A 24,207-nucleotide genomic window follows, 5' to 3' on the forward strand; every position below is an offset into this window, starting at 1 on the left:
CGTGGTGCTAAAAGCTTGCAGCTTTTGACGTATAAGTCTTACAGAAATACTGCCATTGAAAGCTATAAAGCATTTAAAATTAATGGATTAGAGATAAACGAAGTCAACATCAGGCAATAAAGGTTTTAGCTCTAGAATAGCCTGGTCTCGATGCTTTTTCTTCAGCCATACATCGTGAGCAGTGCCGCCGTGCTCAAAAATACTGAGGCAGTTACTGGCAACTTGGACGTGTGAAATTCGGTCAATCGGTATTTTAACACCTTCTTCAAAGCTGAATAAAAACTCTTTGGTTTGATGAATAGACAATCGATTGTCTCGCAACTCAAACAGCGTTTTCCCTTTGCGTTTTAAGTGTTCATAGAGCCCAAAACACAAAAGAAAAGCAACAAACAGTATCAAGAACACTCGAGATTCGGTTAACTCAATCATCATTAATTAAGCTATTTAAAGCTCGGATTCTCCAGTAAAAACTGCTGAATCACATCGCGATAGTTGCGACTAACTTTTATTCGATCAAACTCATTTAGCTCTAAAAAGCACTCGCCTTTGGTGTGCGGAATAATCCGCTTGATAAACGACAAATTAACTATGGTCGAGCGATGAATACGCTTAAACATATGAGGATCTAATTCGTCGAGCAAGTGCTTCATGGTGCTGCGCATAATATGAGTGATACCGCCAACGTGTAAGCACATGTAATCACCGGCGGCATCTATCCACTCAATGTCTTTTTGCTCAAGTAACACTATGGCATCTCGGTCTTTAACAATAATTTTGCGCTCTTGGCTATTGCTGCCCAAGCTTGAAAAATTAGTACTTTGCTCAGGTTCACTGTCTTCATCGAGATTGACCTTTTGAGCAATTTTATCAATGGCACCAATCACAGATTCTTTTCGAATTGCGTCAATATTTTCGCCGTGTAAACGAGTTAAGGCTCTTTGCACTGCTCGTTCAACTCGTTCGGCATCAATCGGTTTTAAAACATAATCAACGGCGTGCAAATCAAAGGCATCAAGTGCGTATTTTTCATAAGCAGTAACAAAGACAATTAAAGGCAAGACATCTGCCTGTAAGTTTTTCACCACTTCAAAACCATTCATGCCGGGCATTTGAATATCGAGAAAGACCAAATCGGGCGTGTGCGCTAAGACCGCGGCAATCGCTTCGCGGCCATTGGCACACTCGGCAACTACATCAATATCCGCGATGCTGCTTAATTTCGATTTAAGTAATTTGATCGCCAAGGGTTCATCGTCGACGATAACAGTTTTCAATTGAGTCATAATTTATAGCTTTAGTTATTGTTGTTGCTTTAGTTATTAGTGTTGCTTAATTCAAAAGGTATACGAATTTTAGCGACCAATCCGCCACTTGGTTGAAAGTCTAAATCGAAGCTGTAGCTCGCTTCGTATAAGTTTTTTAAGCGCTCAATAGTGTTGTGTAAGCCAACACCTCGGCCATTGGTGCTTTTAATCTTGCTACTGGCGACCTTGTTGCCCGCACCACTGTCACTTAACGTTAAATATAGCGAAAAATCTTCGACCCGAGCAGCCAAACTGATGGTGCCGCCGGCCTCGCTTTTGGCAATCGCGTATTTAATCGAATTTTCAACTAATGGCTGTAAGAGCAAGCTTGGCACTAAAGCGGCTTTAGCTCGTTCCTCGATTGAAAACGCTAACTGCAAGCGATTGCCAAATCGGGTCTTTTCAATATCCAAATAAAGCACTAGTGCTTTGAACTCTTGCGCCAGCGGAATTTTAACGTCTGGGTTGTTATCCAGTGAATAACGCAAAAATTGGCTTAATTGCACCGTCATTTTTTGCGCCTTATCCGGCTCTTCAACTTCAATCAGGGCGTTAATCGCATTTAAGGTATTACACAAAAAGTGGGGATTGAGTTGATAGCGCAGCATTTTGAGCTGAGCGGCACGCGCGATATTTTGCGCCTGAATCACTTTTAATTGTTGTTTTCGAGTAGACGCCTCAGCCTCTAACATTTGCTGATGTTCAAATTGCAGTAGCTGGTAATAGCGAATGCCGTGAAACAAAAAGCTCCAGCACAAAAAAATAAAAATACTGCCGAAGTACCAGCCACCGAAATCTTGCCAAATGCCTTGTTCTGCAGTCAGCCAAATAAACATCAGCATTCGCAATAGCGTCCAGCACGCCGAAAAAACGAGGACAGAGCTAAAGGCAATCACGCCGCGTTTAAGCCAAGGCAATTCCCACGTTCGCATAAAAATCAGATACAGAGGTAATGACAACAACACGCCAAAAACGCCCTGTAAAAAGGTGTGGCCAACATGTAACAAACTGACTTGGTGATACCAAACGGTTAAGGTAAAAAACGAAATAACAGATAGCCCAAACCAAAACACGCCTTGCATGTACCAAAACTGGACAATATGAGCGTTGGTTGGCAAAGACCATATTCTATTATTTGTTTTATCAAACATTTCAACACCTTAATATTTACAGGTCTTTTATAGTACAGGACAAAGTCGCTCGCAAGCGCAATGCTAATCCCGTTTATCTCGACAGCAATCCACTTGGTCTGATCTTATCGTTATACAATCACTGAGTTTTGGCACCGACGGACGCACAGCGAGTCCACTTAAACGCATCTCAGTTGTTATCAAAGCACTAATTTATAAGCTAATTAATACAATTGGCGCACTTCGCGAACTAAGATTATTTAACAAGCGCACGGCAAGTTCGCCTTATAACAATAAACGAGTGAAACATGAACACAGAGTCAGATGCTGTAAATCAAGAAAAAAGCGCAAACCTTAATTTCTATACGATACGGGTTGCCCTAATCGTCGCACTGGGTGGATTTTTAATGGGCTTTGACGCCTCGGTGATTTCCGGCGTTGTTAAATTTATAGAACCCGAATTTCAACTCAGTAAAATTGAGCTTGGTTGGTCAGTGGCTTCGCTGGCACTAACCGCGACCTTTGCCATGCTGGTTTCAGGGCCATTAAGCGACAAAATCGGCCGTAAACGGGTTTTACAGCTGGCTGCGATACTATTTGCCTTATCGGCGTTGTTATCGGCACTGGCACCGTCTTTTGTTATTTTAGTCATCGCCCGTATGCTAGGCGGTCTTGGTGTTGGTGCCGCCTTAATCATTGCTCCAATCTATATTGCCGAAATCTCCCCAGCACAAAAACGCGGTTTCATGGTGTCGTTTAACCAACTCAATATCGTGATTGGTATTTCGGTAGCGTTTTTCAGTAACTATGTTATTTTACAGCTGGCAAATTCAAGTGCTGATTGGCTCGTCGCGCTGAACCTAAGTCAATACCAATGGCGATGGATGCTTGGGGTCGAGTTTATCCCCGCAATCATCTATTTTCTGGCGCTATTTATTGTTCCTGAAAGCCCGCGCTGGCAAATGATGAATCAGCAAGTAGGCGCTGCAACCGAGACTTTACGCAAGACACTAACGGCTACCGAAGCTCAGCAACTGATTGGCGAAATTAGTACTAACGACCAATTCAATAGCGAAAAAAATAGCCAGCAATTGGCGCTAACAGAATCAGTAAAACAATTGCTGTCACCAAAGCTGCGTTTAGTGCTGTTAGTGGGTGTTGCTATCGCTATTTTGCAGCAAATCACAGGCATAAACTCGGTGTTTTTCTACGCGCCAATGATTTTTGAGCAAACCGGCTTGGGGACTGATGCAGCCTTTATGCAAGCTGTCTACGTCGGATTGACCAACCTTGTTTTTACCCTAGTGGCGATCGCCGTTATCGACAAATTGGGACGCAAGCCGTTACTGGTCATTGGTGTTAGCGGCATTGCACTTTGTATGTTCACCCTAGCTTACGGCTTTAACTCAGCAAGCTACCAACTGACAACCGAATTAATTGCGCCGCTCCCCGAGCAAATTCAACAATCGTTACTAGCGCTAGTAGGTCAAACATTCAGCCAAGAGCAGGAATTTAAGCAAGCTTTGTTAGTTGTCCTTAATCAAGAGCAGTTTCAACAATATCAATCAGAGCTGACCTTATCGGCGATTACTATTAATAGCCAATTAATTTTGTTGGCCATTTTAGCTTTTGTCGCCTGTTTCGCGATTTCACTCGGCCCGGTAATGTGGGTATTGTTTTCGGAGTTATTCCCCAATCAAATACGAGGTATCGCGATTGCACTGGTTGGTTTAATTAACTCTGCGGTAAGCTTTTTAGTGCAGCTGTTATTTCCTTGGCAACTTGCGCAATTGGGCGCAGCATGGACCTTTGCTGGCTATGGTATATTTGCCGCGCTTGGACTATTGATTATCCTAAAATGGCTGCCAGAAACCAAAGGGAAAAGCCTCGAGGCATTAGAAAAAGAGCTGTGTCGATAATATTGAAATAGAACACTAGTAGCCTATCGCAGATAGGCTACTCAATTCGATTAATTCGCTTTTCGCTGCTCTAACTGAGCTCTTATTTGATACGCTTTTTGCTCAGAAATCGGATACTTAGCTATCATCCAAATCGCGATCGCTGAGGCGACTAGCGGCACAACCACGTCAAATAAACGCATTAAGAACAGGGTTTGATCTGATTGTGCGCCGCCAAGCGCGACGTCAAAGCCCGTGGCATTGAGTAAGAAACCGCCGGCAGCAAGTGCCGCAGCCATACCCAATTTGACTACCCACCAATAAATGGAGCCAAACATCCCTTCGCGGCGCTCATTGGTTTGCAATTCGTCGTAATCGCAAACATCGGCAATCATCGACCCCATTAAGGTAAATAAGCCGCCTAAACCGAAGGCGATAAATGGCGTTGGTAGCAATAGTAACCACGGCTGCTCTGGGGTGTAACAAAACCATTTTAGGCCATAGCCAACCATTGAAATTGATATTGCCACAAAGAATGCCTTGCGCTTACCTAGCTTGCTCGAGAGTTTAGTGACAATAAAAATAACGCAAAAGGTCGATATCGCCGATAAAGTTCCGGCCCAACCAGCGTATTCTGCGCCTAGTGACTGGTCGCCGGCAAACACGTAGTAAATAATCACGTAAAACTGGAATGACGAGACCAACATAAAGCCATTAAACACCAAAAAAGTTGCCGCACATAAATAAAGGAATGGCCGGAATTTTATCGTAGCGGCAAAACCGCGAAAAAAACCCGCGACACCAGTTGGGAACCCTTCATTTACGTGCGGCCTAACCGCTTGTTCATCGCCTGTTGGAGCCTTGTCTTTGTCAACAGTTACCGTTGTTTTCGCCTCTTGTTGAAAGTGTTCTTTTAAGAAAATGGCCGGTAACACGCCAACACAAATGGTGAAAGCCCCGATAATAATGGCTAGCCAGCTCGCCCCTGTTAACAAATCATCAAAGAGCACTTGATATTGCATAAACCACAAAAACCACGGCGACACTAAATAAGCTAGCTGCCCCATAAAGTTTTGCACCGCCATTAAGCGCGTGCGCTCGTGATAATCCGTTGTTAGCTCGTAGCCCAAAGCCACCCATGGGGTCGCAAAGACCGTGTAGGCGAGGTAGAACAAAAATGAGCCGAGCAGAAAAAACCAAAAATAATAACTTTCACTTTCTCCTCTAGGTAATTGCCAGAGCAGTGCAAAGACAATACCCGCAGCGATTGCACCAACAAAAATATACGGGCGCCTTCTGCCCCAACGAGATTTAGTATGGTCTGAAATATAGCCCATTAACGGGTCAGTTAAGGCGTCGGTAAGCCGAGGTAAAGCGCCCAATAATCCCACAAGCGCCGGATTCATCCCCAAACCGAGGTTTAAAATAATCGCCATGCCGCCAATTGCCGCTGCCAGTAAATTATTGACGAACGCCCCAAAGCCATAAATCACTTTTTGGATAAACGGAATTTTATCTCGCTCTGCTGTTTCGTGATGAATGGCTAGTTCATCGCTGGCCACACCAATATCAGATGCGATTGACGGGTCATTGGCCTCATTACTTGATGCTGAAGCAAGGTGATCTGACATAATAAATTCTTCTTATTGTGATAGTGCTTACCACCAGCCTACTCGGCACTTGTGCGCAAACAAGAAGCATACGGCCAAAAGTCCCACACATACGACCAAAAGGTTTATTGTCCTTGATTGGCTATGTTCCGTCCCTGCTATCTCAGTTCGAATCCGCTTTATCTCGTTTAGATTGTAACTAATACCCAAGTCCTTATCTTTGCACTATTAGTTTATGTTATCGAAGATCTGATACTAAAACGCGTCAGCACCTCCAATAGATGGTGACAGCTAGCAGCGCATCAGATAATTCAGCGGTTATAAGAGATAGTTACAGATGTCATTGAGTCCTAACTTACATTTAGTCGACAATGAAAAAATGCCTACAGAACAACGCGTAAAAAACCTATTGTCTAGAATGACAATAGCAGAAAAAATAGGCCAAATGAGTCAAGTGCAAAGCTATGCGGGCTGGTTAACCGACGAACTGGCCGCCGATATTAAAGCTGGAAAAATTGGCTCGATTATTAACGAGGTCGATTTAGATACGGTAAATGCGATGCAGTACGTCGCCACCAAAGAATCACGGCTTGGTATACCTTTGCTGATTGGTCGCGATGTTATTCACGGTTTTAAAACTATTTTCCCGATTCCACTTGGTCAAGCGGCAAGCTGGCAACCCGATTTGATTCGCCAAGCGGCGCATGTCAGTGCCTTAGAGGCAGCAACCACTGGCGTCAATTGGACGTTTGCGCCAATGATCGACATAAGCCGAGACCCGCGCTGGGGCCGTATTGCCGAAAGCTTTGGTGAAGACCCATATCTAACCAGTGTCTTGGGTGTTGCCATGAGTGAAGGGTATCAAACCGAAGATTTAGCAAACACAGGCGCAATTGCCGCCTGTGCCAAGCACTTTGTCGGTTACGGCGCCGCCGAAAGTGGTCGCGACTACAACACCACCAACATACCTGAAAATGAGCTGCGCAATGTTTACCTAAAGCCCTTTAAAGCGCTTGCTGACCATGGTATTGCAACCTTTATGACCGCATTTAACGACCTCAACGGCGTACCTGCCTCAGGCAACGACTGGCTAACGCAAACCGTGCTCAGAGAAGAGTGGCAATACTCTGGCATGGTGGTCAGTGATTGGGACTCGATAAAAGAGCTCAGCGTGCACGGTTTTACTGCTAACGACAAAGAAGCGGCTTTGGCCGGCTTCAACGCCGGTATTAATATGGAAATGGCCAGTTCAACCTATCAAGACCATTTATTGACCTTACTAAGTGAAGGCAAAATATCGTTAGCACAAATTGACGATATGGTCAGTGGTATTCTCAAACTAAAATTTGACTTAGGTTTGTTTGAGCAGCCATTTACTAACCCAGAGCAATTGCCAGAACTGGTTAATCCACAACACCTTGCGCTCGCCAAAGAAACCGCCATTAAAAGCTGTGTTTTATTGAAAAACCAAGGTCAAACGGGCAGTAAGCTCAGCCAACCGCTATTGCCACTGTCCCTCGACAAACTTAATTCTCTAGCGGTGATTGGTCCATTTGCCGACGACGGTTACGAACAGCTCGGCACTTGGATCTTCGACGGTGAAGAACAACACAGTCAAACTTGTTTATCGGCAATCAAACAGCTTATTGCTGATACTGATACCGACCTTACTTTGCATGTTGCCAAAGGTGTTGAAAACTCAAGAACGACAAGCTGCGATGGCTTTGAACAAGCGGTAAATTGCGCGGCACAATCAGATGCCGTGGTCATGGTACTTGGCGAAGAATCAATACTATCGGGAGAAGCACATTCGCGCTCGACTATCGATTTACCCGGTGCTCAAGAGCAGTTAATCGAGGCAATTAGCGCAACAGGGAAACCGATTGTACTCGTAATTATGGCCGGTCGCCAGTTAACGTTAGGTAATATCATCGACAAAGTAGACGCTATTTTATACGCATGGCATCCCGGTTCAATGGGCGGCCCAGCAATTGTTGACTTGCTGTTTGGCACAGCTGCGCCATCGGGCAAACTGCCGGTCACTTTCCCTCGCGTATTGGGGCAAATCCCGATTTATTACAACCAAAAGAATACTGGGCGCCCAGTGACTGATGCGTCTTGTATTCATATGAATGACATCGAAGCAAGAGCGCCGCAAACATCGCTGGGCATGACCGCGTCGCATCTCGACACTCATTACACGCCGCTATTTCCATTTGGCTTTGGCCTCAGTTACAGCACTGTTGAATACAGTAATCTAACCATACTGACACCAAGCGTGAGCCTTGGCGGCACTGTTAAAGCGTGTGTTGAAATAACCAATACTGGCAGTCGAGAGATGGAAGAAGTTGTTCAGCTCTACACCCGTGACTTGGTCGCCAGCGTCACTCGACCAGTCAAAGAGCTAAAAGCATTTAAAACGGTAAAACTAGCCGCCAAAGAACGTCAAACAGTTGTCTTTGAAATCAATACTGATGAGCTAGCTTTTTACAACCGCCAAATGCAACTAGTGACAGAAGCTGGCGATTTTCAGCTTTGGATCGCCGGTGACTCAGCAAGCACAAATTATGTTGAATTTACCCTAACTGAAAACTAGGAATAAACCATGAGAACCATTACCGCCCTACTCTTATCAACGGTTACTTTATTTGCAGTTGTTGCTGCCAATAACGCGGCAGCCGATGAAAAAAGCTCAGCAATCAAGGTTGAAATTGTCGGTAGTAATGGCAAATATCAGTTACTCAGGGGTGGTAAACCCTACGCGGTTAAAGGAGCTGGTATTGAATTTGGCGAGCTTGAAGCATTTGCTGCAAACGGCGGCAATTCTTTTCGAACTTGGAATACCGACACCGAAGAAATTTCAGGCCGTGAATTATTAGACAAAGCACACAAGTTAGACCTAACCGTTTCACTAAACTTATTCGTGATGGCAGAGCGCTGGGGCTTTGATTACAACGACGAGGCCAAAGTTGCCGCCCAGTTTGAGCGAGTAAAACAAGAGGTTTTAAAATACAAAGACCACCCAGCATTACTCACCTGGATAATCGGTAACGAACTCAACTACAACTACAAAAATCCGAAGGTTTACGACGCAGTCAATGACATTGCCAAGATGATCAAACAGGTTGATCCCAACCATCCAACCACCACCACTCTTGCTGGCTACAGCCCAGAAATTATTGAACTGCTGCAAACCCGTGCCCCGGCGTTAGATTTTATTAGCATTCAGCTTTACGGCGACCTGATTAACCTGCCGCGCTACATTAGACGCGACAATTTCACTATGCCGTATTTTATTACTGAATGGGGTGCCATTGGTCATTGGGAAGTCGGCAAAACCTCATGGGGCGCACCAATTGAACAAAACAGCAGCCAAAAAGCGGCTAATTATTTAAAAAGTTACCGCCAAGTTATCAAACCATTTCCCGAGCAGGCTCTGGGTTCATATGTTTTTCTTTGGGGACAAAAGCAAGAGCGCACGCCAACTTGGTACGGCATGTTTACCGACACTGGCGAGGCCACTGAAACCATTGATGTTATGCACTATATTTGGAATAACCAGTGGCCGAATAACAGAACACCAAAACTGCTAAAAATGGAGCTAGCCGGTAAAAACGCTTACGGCAACATTAAACTCAAAGCCAATAAAAACTATCCAGCTAAAGTTGTGGTTAAAGATCCCGATGGCGATAACATTAGCTACCTTTGGCAAGTTCGGCCAGAAAGCCAAAGTCAGCAAGAAGGCGGTGATAAAGAAGAAATCCCGCCATTGTTAACGGGGCTAATTGACAAGGATGAGCAAGCGCAAATTACCCTAAAAGCGCCAAAAAAATCGGGCGCCTATCGACTATTTGTGTATGCCTACGATGGTCAAGGTCACGCCGCGCACGCCAATATTCCATTTTATGTTCGTTGAGCGTAAGTCGTTGAGCCCAGTTCGTTGAGTACTTGTCGTTAACTCAACGTTTAATGCAATAACCAAGGTCAAACACTACTATGTCATATGCAAATTTACACAAGGCTGATATTAAAGCCAAAGTTGAACAACTGCTGAGTAAGATGACCTTGGCGCAAAAAGTTGGTCAAATGACTCAAGCTGAGCGTTTGACCTGCTCGCCAGCTCAGTTAAAACAATACCACTTAGGCTCAATTTTAAGCGGTGGCGGTTCGTGTCCCGGCGACAATACCGTGCAAGACTGGGTTAACACCAACGATGAATATTGGGCGGCATCGATGGAGCAAGACCAAGATCACCTTGCCATCCCGTTGCTTTACGGTGTCGATGCTATTCACGGTAATAACAATGTCCGCGGTGCTACCGTTTTCCCCCATAATATTGGCTTGGGCGCAAGCCACGACGTGGACTTACTAAAACGCATCGCTCAAGTAACGGCTAAAGAAGTGCTCGCCACAGGTGTTGAATGGACTTTTGCGCCAACACTGGCGGTAGCACAAAACAACTGTTGGGGTCGCACTTACGAGAGCTACTCGCAATACCCAGAAATAATTAGTCAATACGCCAAAGCTTTTGTTAATGGCTTACAAGCAAATTTAGACGACAACTCAGTAATCGCCTGTGCCAAACATTGGGTTGGTGACGGCGGCACCACCAATGGTATTGATCAAGGTGAAACCACCTTGCCTGAGCTAGATTTACGCAATACTCATATTACGCCTTATTACCAAGCGCTCGATGCCGGTGTCTTGACGATCATGGCATCGTTTAACAGTTGGAACAGCGAAAAATGCCACGGACACTATTATCTGCTGACCGAAGTACTGAAAGGTGAAATGGGCTTTGACGGCTTTATTGTATCCGATTGGGACGGCATCGATTACCTCGCCAAAGACTATTTTGATACCGTCGCTCTCGGTGTTAACGCTGGTATTGATATGTTTATGGTGCCGGAAAACTGGCAACTTTTTATTGAGCATCTGATCAAACACGTTGAGCTTGGCAATGTTGATATCAGCCGAATAGACGATGCAGTAAGGCGTATTTTAACGGTTAAATACGCCTATGGTCTATTTGATAAACCACGCCCGGCACAGCGAAAACACGCTAACAGTGAAAGCTTCGGCAGTGCTGAGCACAGAGCGGTCGCACAAGAAGCGGTGCGTAAATCATTAGTTCTGTTAAAAAACGACAATGACGTTTTGCCCCTGAGTAAACACGCTAATGTATTGGTTGCGGGAAAAAATGCCAACAATACCGGCCATCAGTGCGGCGGTTTTACCATAGACTGGCAAGGAGTTGATAGTAACGAAAAAATAGAAGGTGGCAGCTCAATTTGGCAAGGGATAAAAGCGCTAGCTCCTCACGCAGAACTCAGCACTGACCCACTAGCTATCGAGGCCGACGCCAGTAAACACGACGTTGCCATTGTAGTTATTGGTGAAACACCTTACGCCGAAGGCATGGGTGATATTCGACAAAACGACGATGTCATTATCGAAGCAGGCTCTCAAATTAAGGGCCAATTAAAGGTACTTGAAGCTTACGGCAAAAGTCTTGAATTATCTCAGCTACACCCAGAAGATCTCGCCTTAATTGAAAGTATTCACGCTAAAAAAATTCCAATAGTTGTGGTGCTAATTTCAGGCCGTACTTTAGTTATTAACCCTGAACTTGCTATTGCCGATGCTTTTGTCGCTGCTTGGCTACCGGGCTCTGAAGGCCAAGGCGTCGCGGATGTTCTTTTTGGTGACTACAACTTCCACGGTAAATTGAGTTTTTCTTGGCCAAAAACCAACAAACAAGCAATGAGCTCACGACATCAAACCTGCGATGCTGATTATCTATTTCCGCATGGTTTTGGTTTGAAGTATTAGTGCTCATTCTAAAAAAACAGAGATAAAAATACGCTAAAGGCAGAGGCTACACATGAAGAAGATTGATTTCCAAACGACTACAGTTGCACGCTTTCACCGACAAATTGTAGCTACGACATTACTACTGCTATCAGCTTGTTGGTCGTTGCTGAGCTACGCCGACGACGAAAAAGTCAGCTATCCTCCAATAACACCGTCAGAAAGTATTATTTTTGCCAAGCAAAGCCTTGCGCCATGGCAACCATTTGTTGGCAGTGCTGAAAATTGGATGGTGCCCCACTACGATCCACAAACATCAACCGTAGACGGCGAAAAAGTGACTGTGAGCTTACAAGAAGACAGTAAAATAGGCGATCACCTGAAAATAGAATGGCGCGGCCAGCTCGGCCAATTTGTTTGGCAAAGTGCAGAGCCCAAAGACTATCAAGCATTGTCAGACCAAAACGGTGCTATCACGATGGCGCTGAAAGTTGAACAAAAGCCAAGCAAGAAAGTTGATTTAAAAATGGATTGTGGCTACCCGTGCGCCGGTAGCATGGATATGACTAAACTCTTTCAATCATTACCGTTAAATCAATGGGTTAGAATTAGTGTCAATTTATCGTGTTTTGACAAAGCTGGCGCAGACCTCAGTAAAATTAGTGCGCCACTAGTACTCGCGACTGAAGGCAAGTTTACCATAAGCTTCTTAGACGTTCGCTTAATCACTAACGCTCCCAAAGAAACACTAGCAAAATGCAGTTAGCTGACCAAGCGCTACTTACTCTAGCACTAAAAAATTAGTCACTAAAAAAGCCAGTGGTAATAACCACTGGCTTTGCGTTAAATCACATTTTTTCCTTAAAAGCGTAAAGCTGTTAGCCTCTTGCGAACTCTTCGCCAGCGCCAATGCTCACTAACTCACCATTAACAAACTTTAAGTAAGTACATTCGTCTTTGGTGGTTAAGTCGTCTTTGTGAACGCGGTGAGTGCGATAAAACAATACTTTGACCAAATCGTCGCCCTCTTTAAAGGTTTCGTTAAAGTCTGCAACACCTAAACGGTTTTGGGTATCGGCAAAACTGCTGCCCAAGCTAATTTTGCTGATCGCTTGGCGGTTTTTGTAAGCGCGATCGTGATCGTTATAACTGTAGTGACCGCGCTCGTCATCACCACCAACAGCGATAACACAGCCAGTTAAACCAGTGACTAATGGCAATGCGACTAAACTCGCTAATAAAACTTTTTTCATGATGAACTCCCTCAATGAATATTTTTATCTAAAACAATTAGTTGAAACTTGCTTTTGAAATAGCAAAAGCCAAACCAAAAACATAAACAATTGAATTTATTAAAATAATTTTGGATTCAGTTAATTTTATCGAGACAAGCTTAGTTGAAAGCGCTAATATCTAGTTAATTTCAAAAAAGGTTTTTAAGCAAAATGACCACCAATGAGCAAATTTTCATCATAGCAAACCAGCTTGCCAACCAAGGTAAAAAGCCAACGGTTGCTTTAGTAAAAACAAAACTGACGGAACCGACTCCACTGCCCGTAATAATTAAGACCTTGAAAGTTTGGCAACACGAACCTGACTTTGTTGCGCCTGCCAAAGGCAATAATGAGTTAACCAATGAATATAAAGCGCTCAATAGTGACCAAGCGCAATTACAGCAATTAATCGATCAAGCGGTTAACGATAAAATTACGGAACTGATCACGCCATTACAGCGTGAAATTGATGAACTAAAAGTTGTAATTTCAGGTCTTAGTAAGTCGCTCAAATAACGAGTACGTTAGGCAAAACAATCAACTCTAGCCCAAACAAAATCACAATAAAGAAGGCAGCTATGAAAACACTTAAGCAACTCTCAATGACGTTACTGGCAACATCGGTATTAGCACTTAGCTCGCTCGGCAGTGCATCGGCTGAGCAAGTGACATTTCTCAATAAAGGCAGTAAAAGTACTTCACCTTTTTCTGAAGCAGTTAAAGTGGGGGACACTTTATATCTTGCTGGTAAACTCGGCGTTGATCCAAGTACCGGAAAATTGCCTGCGGGTGGTATTAAAGCCGAAGCAGATCAGGCGCTAAAAAATATTAAGCAAACCTTAAATAAATACGATTATCAAATGAGTGATGTCGTCAAATGCATGGTGATACTGGACGATATGAAAGACTTTGCAGACTTAAACCAAGTTTACCGCAGTCACTTTACTGTGCCCTATCCAGCCAGAACAACTTTTGCGGCAAGTGGCCTCGCCATTGGTGCAAAAGTTGAAATAGAATGCACTGCGGTTAAGAAAAGTTAGAACAACGCATCAACTCGCACAAAATATAGTTAAATCAAACTGTCAGGTTTGATTAGTAATACTCTAGCAAATCTGACAGTCTTATATATGACGTTTACTGACTATTATACTTAGCTTATCTTTCTGTATTCGACAGGACTTAACCCAACTTTTGATTTAAATAACTTGCTGAAGTGCTGCGGATATTCAAAGCCCAAGCCATATGCAATTTGGCTTATTTGATCATCTGTGGCCAGTAACTGGTTTTTTGCTCTTTCTAGTAAATAATCTTGTAGATACTGTTGAGCATGACGCCCTGTTGCATTTTTCAACATGTCACTTAAATATGAAGAAGACATATTCATTAGCTCGCTAAAGTATTTAACGGTAGGTAAGCCTAGTTCGAGTGACTTTTCTTGGTCAAAGTAGTCTTTTAGATGGTTGTCCAACTTTGCTAACATATCGAGATTATGATTGGCGCGAACGTAAAACTGTCTGTCGTAAAAACGGGTGCAATAGTCCAGAATTAATTCAATATTCGACACAATCAGCTTTTGCGTGTGTTTATCGATATTGTTGCAGTACTCTTTTTCAATTTGACTAATTAGCTCTTGTAGAACTTTTTTTTCATCTTCTGAAACATGCAATGCTTCATGTGTTTCGTATGAAAAAAAGGAGTATTGCTCAATATTTTTTCCAACATCAAAGCGTCGAATTAAATCGGGGTGAAACAGTAATACCCAGCCTGTTTCTCCTTCCATTTCTTCGGTTTCAGCATAACTTTGAGCTTGACCAGGCTTACTAAAAACCAAGCTACCTTGCTCAAAGTCGTAACTATTACGGCCATAGATAATTTCGCCTTTTATACCCGCTTTAAACGCTACCTGATAAAAGCCATATATATAGGTATGATCGCCATAGTCATAACCTGTCACAGCCTTGTCAATTTCAATAACTGAAACAAGTGGATGCTTTGGTGATGGTAAACCAAGTGCCTGATGTACCTCAGATATAGTTGATATATGAACAATATTTTTCATCTGTCCTGCACTTTTGACTAGGTTATACATTTCAGTTTAACTCATTAACTCGGGTTTTTAATGCTTGGGCAAGTTTTTTGTATTGTTCAGCAATTTGGCTCTCATCCCAAAAATGAACATAGGCACCAGTGTACTCTTCATAAATAGTCACTTTCGTGCCTTGTTCTACTTCAGTAAGAGTGTAAGTATGATCAAATGTAATGACGCCCCAAAGACCACCAGATTGATTAATCAATTTGTTAGGAACAATCTTGTTTACACTTGCGGAAATAGTTGCTGATTTATTTTCTGCTTCAGTCACTTGGTAGCTCACCTTACCACCCTGTTTGAACTCGCCGTCTAGAACCACAAATACTGGATTCCACTGGGGATATGACTCAAGATCCGTTAGAACTTGCCATACGACTTCTGGTTCAGATGAGATGATTATTTCAGCTTTGACTGACTTGTGGCCTAGTAAAGCGCTAACAGAAAGCGCGATTTCAAATAAGCCGGCAATAGGTGTGATTGGCATAGTTTCTACCTCTTCAAGTTAACTCGATGTAGGCAGTATATTTTTGTCTCTAATAAGTTGCGTATACATATTCTACTTACACGTATACATTCTTATAAGTGACTGTAAATTATAAGTTATTTATCATTAAATGGTCGACTTATTAAAATGTATAATTTTTTTCTGAATATGTTTAAGTCGATTTTTTAAACAAATTATAAACTGCATCCATCTTAACAAACGCACACCATCCTAATGATGGGTGAAGTCGATGATGGAGTTATTTATGATCTCAGAATTTCTAATGGGTAAAGTGGCAAAAGTGATTGCTCAAGTACCGAGAACCCCTATCTTAAGAAGACCAGACGAGTATGGGATGGAGTACGAAGATGTTTCATTTCCAGCTGAAGATGGCGTTAATTTAGAAGGTTGGTTTATACCTGCTAAAGTCGAGTCTAATAAAGTTGTGATTTGTAATCACTTCTCATCGGGCAATAGATACGGCTATGCAGGCCATATTAAACCTTGGAAAAATGCCGGTGGGTTTGAAGTAAACTTTTTACCTAAATACAAAGCGTTACATGAAGCAGGTTATAACATCTTAGCTTATGACTTAAGAAATCATGGTTTCAGTGCGCCTTCACAAAATGGCGGTTATAACCCTAAGTTTTTCGAATATAAAGACGTGTTGGGTTCTTTGGAGTTTATTAAAGGCCGTGCAACGACCAAGAGCATGGATGTTTACCTTCATAGTATGTGTTTAGGTGCCAATGCAACGTTAGTGGCGATGAATAAAAAGCCTGAAGCTTTCAAAGATATTAAAGCCATGATGCTGGTACAGCCAATTTCTGGCGAAGCGCTTATCCGGCGCCTGAGTAAAAATATGTGGCTAGGAGAAAAAGGCTACAGAGCATTTGAGCAAAAATACCGAGAAATTTGGGGTTATCAAATTGAAGACTCTTCGCCAATTATTGATGCCGCAGTCGTACAAATTCCAACGCTAGTAACGCAGGTAAAAGATGATTCATTTACCTTTTCAGATGATGTTCAACAAATATTTAATGCTATTCCAGCAGAGCAAAAGAAGTTGTATTGGATAGAAGGCACTAAGCAACGTTTTAGAGGTTATACCTATCACGCCGAAAATCCTAAGCAAATGGTTGATTGGTACGGTCAATTTTAATTGCCGTAACCATTTTGAATTCAAACAAGGTTAAAACGCTTAGAGAGATATTATGAACAAAAAACAAATTGTGCTTATCACAGGTGCATCGTCAGGCATTGGCAAAGAAACGGCAAAAACACTAACTAAATCTGGCTTTAAGGTATATGCAGTGGCACGCCGAGTAGAGCAAATGATTGATTTAGCTGAGCTCGGCGGTTTTCCTTTGGGCATGGATATAACCAAGGAAGAAGACATAAATAAGGTTGTGGACCACATTATTAAGTTAGAAGGTCACATAGATATTTTAATTAACAACGCAGGCTATGCTACTCAAGGGCCAGTTGAGCAAGTACCTATTGGCGAAGCTAGACGTATGTTCGAAGTCAATCTATTTGGTTTGGGTATGTTAACTCAGAAAGTGTTGCCAAGTATGAGAGAGCGAAAGTCTGGCAAGATCATCAATATCTCGTCAGGTGCAGGCAAGGTTTACTTTACAATGGGCGCTTGGTACGTTTCGTCTAAACATGCACTGGAAGGTTGGAGCGATAGCCTTCGTGTCGAGCTTAAGCCTTTTAATATTGATGTTGTCATTATTGAACCTGGAGCAATATCAACTGAGTTTAATGATGTATCAATCAACCCACTCGCAGAACAATATGGAAATGGTCCTTATAGCGCAATGGTCAATTCGTTAGTTGATTTTTCACGAGATGCTGAAAAAGACAACAAAAACAGTTCGCCACCATCAGTGATCACAAATATTGTATTAAAGGCTATTCGAGCTAAGCGACCTAAACCACGATATGCGGGTGGCGCTATGGTTAAACCTATCATGTTTATTAGAAAATGGGGCGGCGATCGCTTGTATGATTGGATCATTACGAGAATGGTTAAGTAAACTCTAATTTATCTGGATTTAGCTTTTAGGGTTCCGTAATTCAAAGTAAAGATGACGGTATATGTTCCTTTCAGTTTTGGCGAGGAACATTGTCTCAAGATATTTTGTTCACTTACATACCAGTATTTTTGGTAAGTGCTATACCAACCCACATAAACAGTAAATCCACCAATGAGCTAGACGAAAGGTTTTGTTCTCCAAATATCCCTATGAGTAATGTGAAACTATTTACGCTTGTTACGCTTGCTCTTCCGCGACGACACTCGATTCAACCAGTTTTGAAAACTCAGGATGCTCTTTTAAGTTTTCAAAATACGACTCAATAGGCAACTCTGATTGCAGCGATTGCGACAATTCTATTGCCTTTTTAATATCAGCAACCGCTTCATTTTCAAAACCGAGCTTGGCTTGGGCACAGCCTTTTTGCCAATAAGCCAATGCGTAATCACTGTCGTTTTCTATGGCTTGGTTAGCGAGCGATAGTGCCCATGAGTCTTCGTCTAAATCGAGTAAAGTGTCAGCCTTGTAGGTAAGCGCTTCAACGTCGTTGGGATTTACATCTAAAATTTGGTCGTAAATCTTAATTTTCTCGTGTTCACTCTTTTCCAGCCCTGCCCTCATCCACAATGAGTGAATCAGTGCATTATCGGAGATATTTTGTTGAGCGGCGACGATTTGATCTGAGCGCTCTTTTAACGCTAATTCAATTGCATTGAGCCTTTTTTCATACTCTTGGGTCATACGCTCAAGTCGCTGTTCAGTCACTGACACTAAGTTGTCCTTAATATCCTTGAGGGACTTCCAGCCCAATAACACCAGAAGCGTTGCAACCGTAGTGATGATGTAAAAAACGTTATTAGTGGTGTCGGCTGTGTAGCGGATTGCGCGATCAGAAACATCTAAGCGCGCATTGGTGACTTTATCCGTTAATTCGGCGCGCATCGCTTGCTGATCTTGGCGTAACTGTTTTAATTCATCGAGAATATAACGCTCAATAAATGGCTTGTAGAGCGGTTTATCGATATTGAGTTCAGACGCCTTAGCTTGTGATTCAGTCCCGGCCGTTTGGTTTGCTGAATCACCTGTTTGTGCAGTGCAAAAACCAGAAAAAGCTAGCGTAGACACCAATAACGTCGATAACAACAATCTCGTATTAAAATTCATCTCTCACTCCATTTTATCAATCAAACAATTATTCAATCGAGTATTCACATCACCATTCGAGATTAGCATTAAACATTTGAATTAAACCACGGGCGTTAACTGTTCAATAAACTCGGCCAATGAATCAGCTAATTTCCTGCTTGGCTCTCGACCCACCTGTTCAACAAATACTTCACCGGTTTCATTATTAAGGACAAGAATATTATCTTCTTCATCGGTTACCGCAAAAAATAGCGAAACTTGTTGTTTTAGTCGGCGTTTCATCACCGTATGACCGATGATATTTTCTTGCAAACGGGCTAAGTCATCTTTACTCCAAATAAATAACAACTCTAAGCCGCCGTGCTCACACGTGGCCGCTAAACTTTCGCTGTAAATACTAGTGAAGTAGGCTTTAAAGTCTTGATGAAGTTCCATTTCAAGTGCTTGTTCTACGTTGTCAAAACTGAGACCGTCATTCACTTCAACCGGCTGCCAAAAATCGTTATCTTTATCTTGTTGCCCTTGTAAACAAGGCGATGGCCAATCTGTGTCGCGCTCAATGGTTGGCAATTGGCCGTGCTTTTCACGGTGTGCCAACGTGTACTGGTTAGCAAATTGCAGTAGTGCTTGTTTAACTTGCTGAGCTGAAGATTTCATCGAGAGGTGTTTTCCTATAAAATAGTAACCGTTTATCAATTACTATTAATTAATTGCCAAAAAATATGTCTACATATCAAGGGGCTGAAGCCCTTAAGTCTTTGACCTTAGGCCAAACAACCGAATATAGCAGCGAATATAACCCAAAATTACTTCAAGCAGTACCCCGCAGTTTAAATCGTGACGACTTAGCGTTAAGTAACGATAACTTACCTTTTTATGGCGAAGATGTTTGGTACGGTTATGAGCTTTCTTGGTTAACGCCGTCGGGCAAGCCAGTTGTGGCGGTAGCAGAGTTTCGCTTCCCGTGCAGCAGTGTCAATATTGTTGAGTCTAAGTCATTTAAGCTCTATTTAAACAGCTTTAACCAGTCGCGCTTTGATTCTTGGCAACAAGTTCAAGAAACACTGATTAGCGATTTATCAGCGCTTGTTGAAGCGCCGGCACAAGTGACTTTATCAAAAGTAGACGATTGCCCTGCGCTCGTCATAGCAGCGCTCGAAGGGCAATGCATTGACGATATTGATATCACTATTGACGACTACCAGTTCAATCCTGAACATTTGGCTGAGAGTGCGCCTTCACAAAGCGAGCAAGATAATGCGGTTGTTGAACAAACACTGGTTAGCCATTTGTTAAAGTCTAACTGTTTAATCACCAACCAGCCGGATTGGGCCAGCGTGTATATCAGTTATCGCGGCACAGAAATCAATCAACAAGCGCTGCTTAAGTATTTGATCTCATTTAGACAGCACAACGAATTTCACGAACAGTGTGTTGAACGAATCTTTTGTGATATTCAAAAGTATTGCCAACCACAACAACTAACTGTATACGCCCGTTATACCAGACGCGGTGGTTTAGATATTAACCCGTTTCGCTCAACGGAAAATATCAGCGCGCCAAATGCCAGAGGCTTGCGCCAGTAATTTACACCTAGTTTCTGTAGTAAAAGTATCGGCAATAAAAAAAGAGGTCTTACTAGATTGCTAGTAACGAACCTCTTTTTTTATTTGTGCTTTGCTACATGATACCGCCGAAGCTCGGCGATATCTTATTTTGTCGCTATCCGTTATTTAGCTTCCGGAAACTCTACGCCCGTCCACGCTTTAAAAAACGCTTTTTGCTTACGAGTTGGCTTAGCCACTGGCACGATTTTGAGCTTATCTTTAGGTAAGCCGGACAAGGTGACTTCTTTGGTAACAAGCTGATCACGCCTGAAAAAGCTAACGGTAATTTTTTGTCCCGGTTTAAAGTTTTTCATCCGTTTTGATAAGTCTTTATCAACCATACGCAACCCATCAACAGCGACAATAATGTCATCAGTGGTCATCCCCGCTTGCCATGCTGGGCTGTCGCGCTCAACTAAAATGACTTTTAAGCCCATACTGTCGGTTTTAGTTGATAAACCAGACCAAGCTTTTAGTTTAGCATCGGCTTTGGCTTTGACGCCGTAAACAATTTTCAACCCCGCATTTGCCAACAAATTATCAAAATTTGGTGCTAAATGGCCGTGCACATGCTGCTGCCACCAGTTTTGATAAGAATTGCCGCTAACCTTTTGCAACACCGACAGCATGTCTTTTTCATTAAAGGTTTTTGGAATACTGTAGTTGCGATAAAGCTCGTTGTGAACATCGCGATAAGACTTTTTACCTTTAGTATCGGCAATCAAATCAAAGTCTAATAACCAAGACACCAAATAGCCTTCGCTGTAAATATTGACACCGTGGTTGTGACCATAATCGCCACCTTGCTCTATCCACTTGTTAAAACTCGTTTCTGCAACGGTTTGACTGTCTAACCCTGGTTTTCGAGTATAGCGGTCAACTCGTTTGGCAAGATCTTCTAAAAACTCTTTAGAAGTCATGATGCCGGCTTTAAACAACAACTGATTTTGGAAGTAACTGGTGGAGCCTTCCGACAACCACAGCAAATTCGAGTAATTCTCGCCTTGGTAATCGTAAGGCACTAATCCTTCTGGGCGATACTGTTTTACGTTCCAAGTGTGAACAAATTCATGCGATGCCGTCGACAAAAAGCTCAAGTAGTCTTTGCGATCAGAAAAGCTATAACGTGAACGCTGAATAATGGTTGAGTTCAGATGCTCGGTAGCGCCGCGTGCTCCGCTGGTTGCATGGACCATAAAAACGTAGCGCTCGTAAGGATAGCTTGACCAAATGTGATCCCCCGTTTGAACCAACTTAGTTAAGTCTTTAACCATTTGCTCGCTGTCGTAATTGCCTTTGCCCCAAATCGCCAATTGGTAATCGCGACCATCAACAGCAAAGTCGTGGACTTCAAGATCACCGGTTTCTATCGGCGAATCCACAAGCACGTCGTAGTTTGGTGCGATAAATTGATGCGGTTTATCACCCGTGGCTAGGCCACTGACACTTTGCCAACCTTCAGGTACCTGCAAACTGACAAGATGTTCTTGCTCGCGTGATTCATCACTGTACATAACCACTGCAGAAGCATCTAAAAACGCATGGCTATCATCAATATGGCGAGTGCGCTTACCCAACTGGTTGGCGTAAAGCTGATAGCTAACTTTAACTGGCTTGTCGTCATTGGTTGCGATTTGCCACGTATCTTTGTCTAATTTAGTCCAAGCTAATGCTTGACCACTACTGTCATGAGCGTTGAAGTGCCTAACACCATTGGCCAAATTTAAAATTTCGTAGCGGCCTGTACGCCAAGTCGGCAACTTAACAGTTAATTTACCGCGCTGCTCAGACGGCAACACTATGCTGACTTTTGCCAAATGGTGTTCAGCTTGGTCAATATTAATATTAACTTTTGTTTTCTCAGCATACGCGATTAATGACGTGCAACTTGACGCTGCCAAGATAAGTGCAGAAAGCGACTTACTAACAGCACGAGGTAAAGAGAAATGAGAAATTAAAGAAGACATAAAAACTTACATATAACTATTTTCTATCAGTGTAACCGCTCGCTTAAACTTTGGTAAGCCCAGACAAAAAATTTCATTAGAATTACTGAAAAAATCCTTGGTTATCAGGTGAATTGGCATATACTAGAGGATTATTAACTAGCGCGGCTTTATCCTTTATTTTCTCGCGATGCGCTAGCCAATGGATTAATGGACAATAACTTTATGAGTAATGACTCTGTTGCAGTAAAACAGTTGCAAACCTTACAAAAAAAGCTCGATAACGCCATACAATCTAGAGCGGCGGTTGAAGAAGATCTAAAACATCAATCCTCCCTACTTTTGCAATTTATTAGTAAGTTTTCATTAGTGTGCAAAGGGATGAGTATTGAGCTTGATAACAAGCTTGCGATTTTGCGCGCCAACTTAACTAAGTCAGCCTCGTTTAGCGACATAGAAAAACAAATTGATGTCATTTCTCAATTACTACAACAGTATACGCAAAAAAATGACGTTAACGTTCGAATTCTGCATCAGCAATTTACTCAAGCAGGTAAAGGCCTGCAAAAAGCCAACGGCTTGCCAGACAAAGTAAGACGAGAATTGCGATCGCTGCTCAATAGCAATCAACAATCGAAAGATACGCAAATTGAATATATTCCACTGCTCACTGAATTGTTACTAATCTACGATTCAGCAGTGAAGAACAATGCCAATATTGCCGACAATGCCCTGTTGGCCGTCGACATTGAAAAGCTGACAGCGTCAGGTGCCTTGGACAGCGAATTTTTAGCGCGTGTTGAAACCATTCTCACCCACTTAAAACTGTCTGAGCGTCACCAAACTAAGCTCGTTAGCCTAAAAGTCGAAATTAGCCAAAGTAAAACCTTTGACGATTTACAAGGCAATTTGCTCGAAGTCTTCCAGATTATTGCTGCCGACTTAAAGCAAGAGCGCGACACTGCGAAAAACTTTTTATCATCGCTGAGTAAAACGCTAAAAACAGCGCAGTTCGCTGTTAAAAGTTCACTGCAGTCGTCGGCTAAAAACAAAGAACAACACGACGACTTTAACGACCAGCTGCAGCAGCAGTTTGCCGAGATGAGCGCGACCGTTGAAAGCGCCGATTCACTGACTGAAGTGAAAAACGATATCAACGATAAACTGCAGCAAATTACTCAAATTCTCGAGCAAAAAATGGCTCACGAATCTAATGCGCAGGCAGAGTTAGAAACTCAGCTCAATCAAATGTCGTCAAAAATAAAGTCGTTGGAGCAAGAAAGTAAACAGTTTGAAGCTCGCTTACATGAGCAGCTGGTTAAAAGCAGCCAAGATGGCCTGACCAAACTCAACAACCGCGCCGCCTTTGACGAACACTTTGCCAAAGAGATGGTACGTTACCAAAACAAGCCGTTTGACTTAGCATTAGTGGTGCTAGATTTGGACGACTTTAAACGCATTAACGATACTTATGGCCACACAGCTGGTGATAAAACACTTCAAGTGATTGCCAACACCATGAAAAAACAACTTAACGAACAAGCGTTTATTGCTCGTTATGGCGGCGAAGAATTCGTACTTATTTTTTCAGGCGTTGATCAAGACACCTTAACAACAACGTTAAATAGCTTAAAAACCAAAATCGCTCGACTGCCGTTTAAATTTAAAAACAATAAGGTCAGTATTACGGTTTCTGTCGGAGCCACCCACATCAACAATAACGACAATGTTCACCTCGCTTTTGAGCGCGCTGACGAAGCCCTCTACCAAGCGAAAAAAGAAGGAAAAAATACGGTGGTTTACGCATAACTACCGTCGCTATTCTCATCAGCTATTGTTATTCATGGAAAGCCCAATGCTTTAAAT

General features: G+C 42.7%; 21 protein-coding genes. 11 read left to right on the forward strand and 10 right to left on the reverse strand.

Going from position 1 to position 24,207, the window contains the following annotated elements; all coding sequences use genetic code 11:
- Positions 1–87 precede the first annotated feature (87 nt).
- Genes J7384_RS00685 through J7384_RS00695 form a run of 3 tightly spaced genes read right to left on the reverse strand, consistent with a single transcriptional unit; the run spans position 88 to position 2,455 of the window.
- Positions 88–432 carry a hypothetical protein gene (locus J7384_RS00685; RefSeq protein WP_209110202.1) on the reverse strand — a complete coding sequence of 115 codons (345 nt, stop codon included), beginning with the start codon at positions 430–432 and terminating at the stop codon, positions 88–90.
- Between the two features lie 8 nt (positions 433–440).
- Complete coding sequence (locus tag J7384_RS00690) at positions 441–1,283, reverse strand: LytTR family DNA-binding domain-containing protein (RefSeq protein ID WP_209110203.1); 843 nt, start codon at positions 1,281–1,283, stop codon at positions 441–443.
- A 29-nt stretch (positions 1,284–1,312) separates the two neighbouring features.
- Entirely contained in the window at positions 1,313–2,455 is a 1,143-nt protein-coding gene (locus J7384_RS00695) for a histidine kinase (RefSeq protein WP_209110205.1), read from the reverse strand.
- Positions 2,456–2,742: 287 nt separating this feature from the next.
- Here J7384_RS00695 and J7384_RS00700 point away from each other — a divergent pair, with 287 nt between their 5' ends.
- Positions 2,743–4,353: a sugar porter family MFS transporter gene (locus J7384_RS00700; RefSeq protein ID WP_209110207.1), complete on the forward strand. Its 1,611-nt coding sequence runs from the start codon at positions 2,743–2,745 to the stop codon at positions 4,351–4,353.
- Positions 4,354–4,403: 50 nt separating this feature from the next.
- Here J7384_RS00700 and J7384_RS00705 read toward each other — a convergent pair whose 3' ends face one another.
- The gene (locus tag J7384_RS00705; protein ID WP_209110214.1) at positions 4,404–5,963 is read right to left on the reverse strand and encodes an MFS transporter; all 1,560 of its coding nucleotides are present in this window, start codon (positions 5,961–5,963) and stop codon (positions 4,404–4,406) included.
- A gap of 316 nt (positions 5,964–6,279) precedes the next feature.
- Here J7384_RS00705 and bglX point away from each other — a divergent pair, with 316 nt between their 5' ends.
- The 4 genes from bglX (at position 6,280) to J7384_RS00725 (ending at position 12,519) form a co-directional block, all read left to right on the forward strand.
- A complete protein-coding gene (gene bglX, locus J7384_RS00710; protein ID WP_209110216.1) occupies positions 6,280–8,538 on the forward strand; it encodes a beta-glucosidase BglX in 2,259 nt (752 codons plus the stop codon).
- A 9-nt stretch (positions 8,539–8,547) separates the two neighbouring features.
- Complete coding sequence (locus tag J7384_RS00715; RefSeq protein WP_209110217.1) at positions 8,548–9,858, forward strand: glycoside hydrolase family 2 TIM barrel-domain containing protein; 1,311 nt, start codon at positions 8,548–8,550, stop codon at positions 9,856–9,858.
- Positions 9,859–9,938: 80 nt separating this feature from the next.
- Positions 9,939–11,774: a glycoside hydrolase family 3 protein gene (locus J7384_RS00720; protein WP_209110219.1), complete on the forward strand. Its 1,836-nt coding sequence runs from the start codon at positions 9,939–9,941 to the stop codon at positions 11,772–11,774.
- A 52-nt stretch (positions 11,775–11,826) separates the two neighbouring features.
- Complete coding sequence (locus J7384_RS00725; RefSeq protein ID WP_209110221.1) at positions 11,827–12,519, forward strand: putative glycoside hydrolase; 693 nt, start codon at positions 11,827–11,829, stop codon at positions 12,517–12,519.
- Positions 12,520–12,631: 112 nt separating this feature from the next.
- Here J7384_RS00725 and J7384_RS00730 read toward each other — a convergent pair whose 3' ends face one another.
- The gene (locus tag J7384_RS00730) at positions 12,632–13,006 is read right to left on the reverse strand and encodes a DUF3192 domain-containing protein (protein WP_209110223.1); all 375 of its coding nucleotides are present in this window, start codon (positions 13,004–13,006) and stop codon (positions 12,632–12,634) included.
- A 192-nt stretch (positions 13,007–13,198) separates the two neighbouring features.
- Here J7384_RS00730 and J7384_RS00735 point away from each other — a divergent pair, with 192 nt between their 5' ends.
- Together J7384_RS00735 and J7384_RS00740 are read left to right on the forward strand one after the other, a co-directional pair.
- A complete protein-coding gene (locus J7384_RS00735; RefSeq protein WP_209110224.1) occupies positions 13,199–13,543 on the forward strand; it encodes a hypothetical protein in 345 nt (114 codons plus the stop codon).
- 62 nt (positions 13,544–13,605) lie between these two features.
- Entirely contained in the window at positions 13,606–14,067 is a 462-nt protein-coding gene (locus J7384_RS00740; protein WP_209110226.1) for a Rid family detoxifying hydrolase, read from the forward strand.
- Positions 14,068–14,177: 110 nt separating this feature from the next.
- Here J7384_RS00740 and J7384_RS00745 read toward each other — a convergent pair whose 3' ends face one another.
- Both J7384_RS00745 and J7384_RS00750 read right to left on the reverse strand, forming a co-directional pair.
- A complete protein-coding gene (locus tag J7384_RS00745; protein ID WP_209110228.1) occupies positions 14,178–15,086 on the reverse strand; it encodes an AraC family transcriptional regulator in 909 nt (302 codons plus the stop codon).
- A gap of 31 nt (positions 15,087–15,117) precedes the next feature.
- Positions 15,118–15,600, reverse strand: a complete 483-nt coding sequence (locus J7384_RS00750; RefSeq protein ID WP_209110230.1) for an SRPBCC domain-containing protein — start codon at positions 15,598–15,600, stop codon at positions 15,118–15,120.
- Between the two features lie 265 nt (positions 15,601–15,865).
- On the opposite strand from J7384_RS00750, the gene J7384_RS00755 reads away from it, so the two are divergent.
- On the forward strand, positions 15,866–16,762 hold the full coding sequence (locus J7384_RS00755; RefSeq protein WP_209110236.1) for a hypothetical protein: 897 nt from the start codon (positions 15,866–15,868) through the stop codon (positions 16,760–16,762).
- Positions 16,763–16,814: 52 nt separating this feature from the next.
- A complete protein-coding gene (locus J7384_RS00760; RefSeq protein WP_209110238.1) occupies positions 16,815–17,642 on the forward strand; it encodes an oxidoreductase in 828 nt (275 codons plus the stop codon).
- Between the two features lie 237 nt (positions 17,643–17,879).
- Here J7384_RS00760 and J7384_RS00765 read toward each other — a convergent pair whose 3' ends face one another.
- Both J7384_RS00765 and syd read right to left on the reverse strand, forming a co-directional pair.
- The gene (locus J7384_RS00765; protein ID WP_209110240.1) at positions 17,880–18,806 is read right to left on the reverse strand and encodes a tetratricopeptide repeat protein; all 927 of its coding nucleotides are present in this window, start codon (positions 18,804–18,806) and stop codon (positions 17,880–17,882) included.
- Positions 18,807–18,887: 81 nt separating this feature from the next.
- Entirely contained in the window at positions 18,888–19,445 is a 558-nt protein-coding gene (syd, locus tag J7384_RS00770) for a SecY-interacting protein (protein ID WP_209110241.1), read from the reverse strand.
- A 65-nt stretch (positions 19,446–19,510) separates the two neighbouring features.
- Here syd and queF point away from each other — a divergent pair, with 65 nt between their 5' ends.
- Positions 19,511–20,374: an NADPH-dependent 7-cyano-7-deazaguanine reductase QueF gene (gene queF / locus J7384_RS00775; protein ID WP_209110243.1), complete on the forward strand. Its 864-nt coding sequence runs from the start codon at positions 19,511–19,513 to the stop codon at positions 20,372–20,374.
- A gap of 143 nt (positions 20,375–20,517) precedes the next feature.
- Here the strand turns inward: queF and J7384_RS00780 are convergent, their stop codons facing one another.
- Positions 20,518–22,362 carry a PDZ domain-containing protein gene (locus tag J7384_RS00780; protein WP_209110245.1) on the reverse strand — a complete coding sequence of 615 codons (1,845 nt, stop codon included), beginning with the start codon at positions 22,360–22,362 and terminating at the stop codon, positions 20,518–20,520.
- Between the two features lie 204 nt (positions 22,363–22,566).
- Here J7384_RS00780 and J7384_RS00785 point away from each other — a divergent pair, with 204 nt between their 5' ends.
- The gene (locus J7384_RS00785; RefSeq protein WP_209110247.1) at positions 22,567–24,150 is read left to right on the forward strand and encodes a diguanylate cyclase; all 1,584 of its coding nucleotides are present in this window, start codon (positions 22,567–22,569) and stop codon (positions 24,148–24,150) included.
- Positions 24,151–24,207 lie beyond the last annotated feature (57 nt).

Source organism: Endozoicomonas sp. G2_1, from assembly GCF_017744155.1.
Taxonomy (GTDB): Bacteria; Pseudomonadota; Gammaproteobacteria; order Enterobacterales; family Alteromonadaceae; genus JAGHQT01.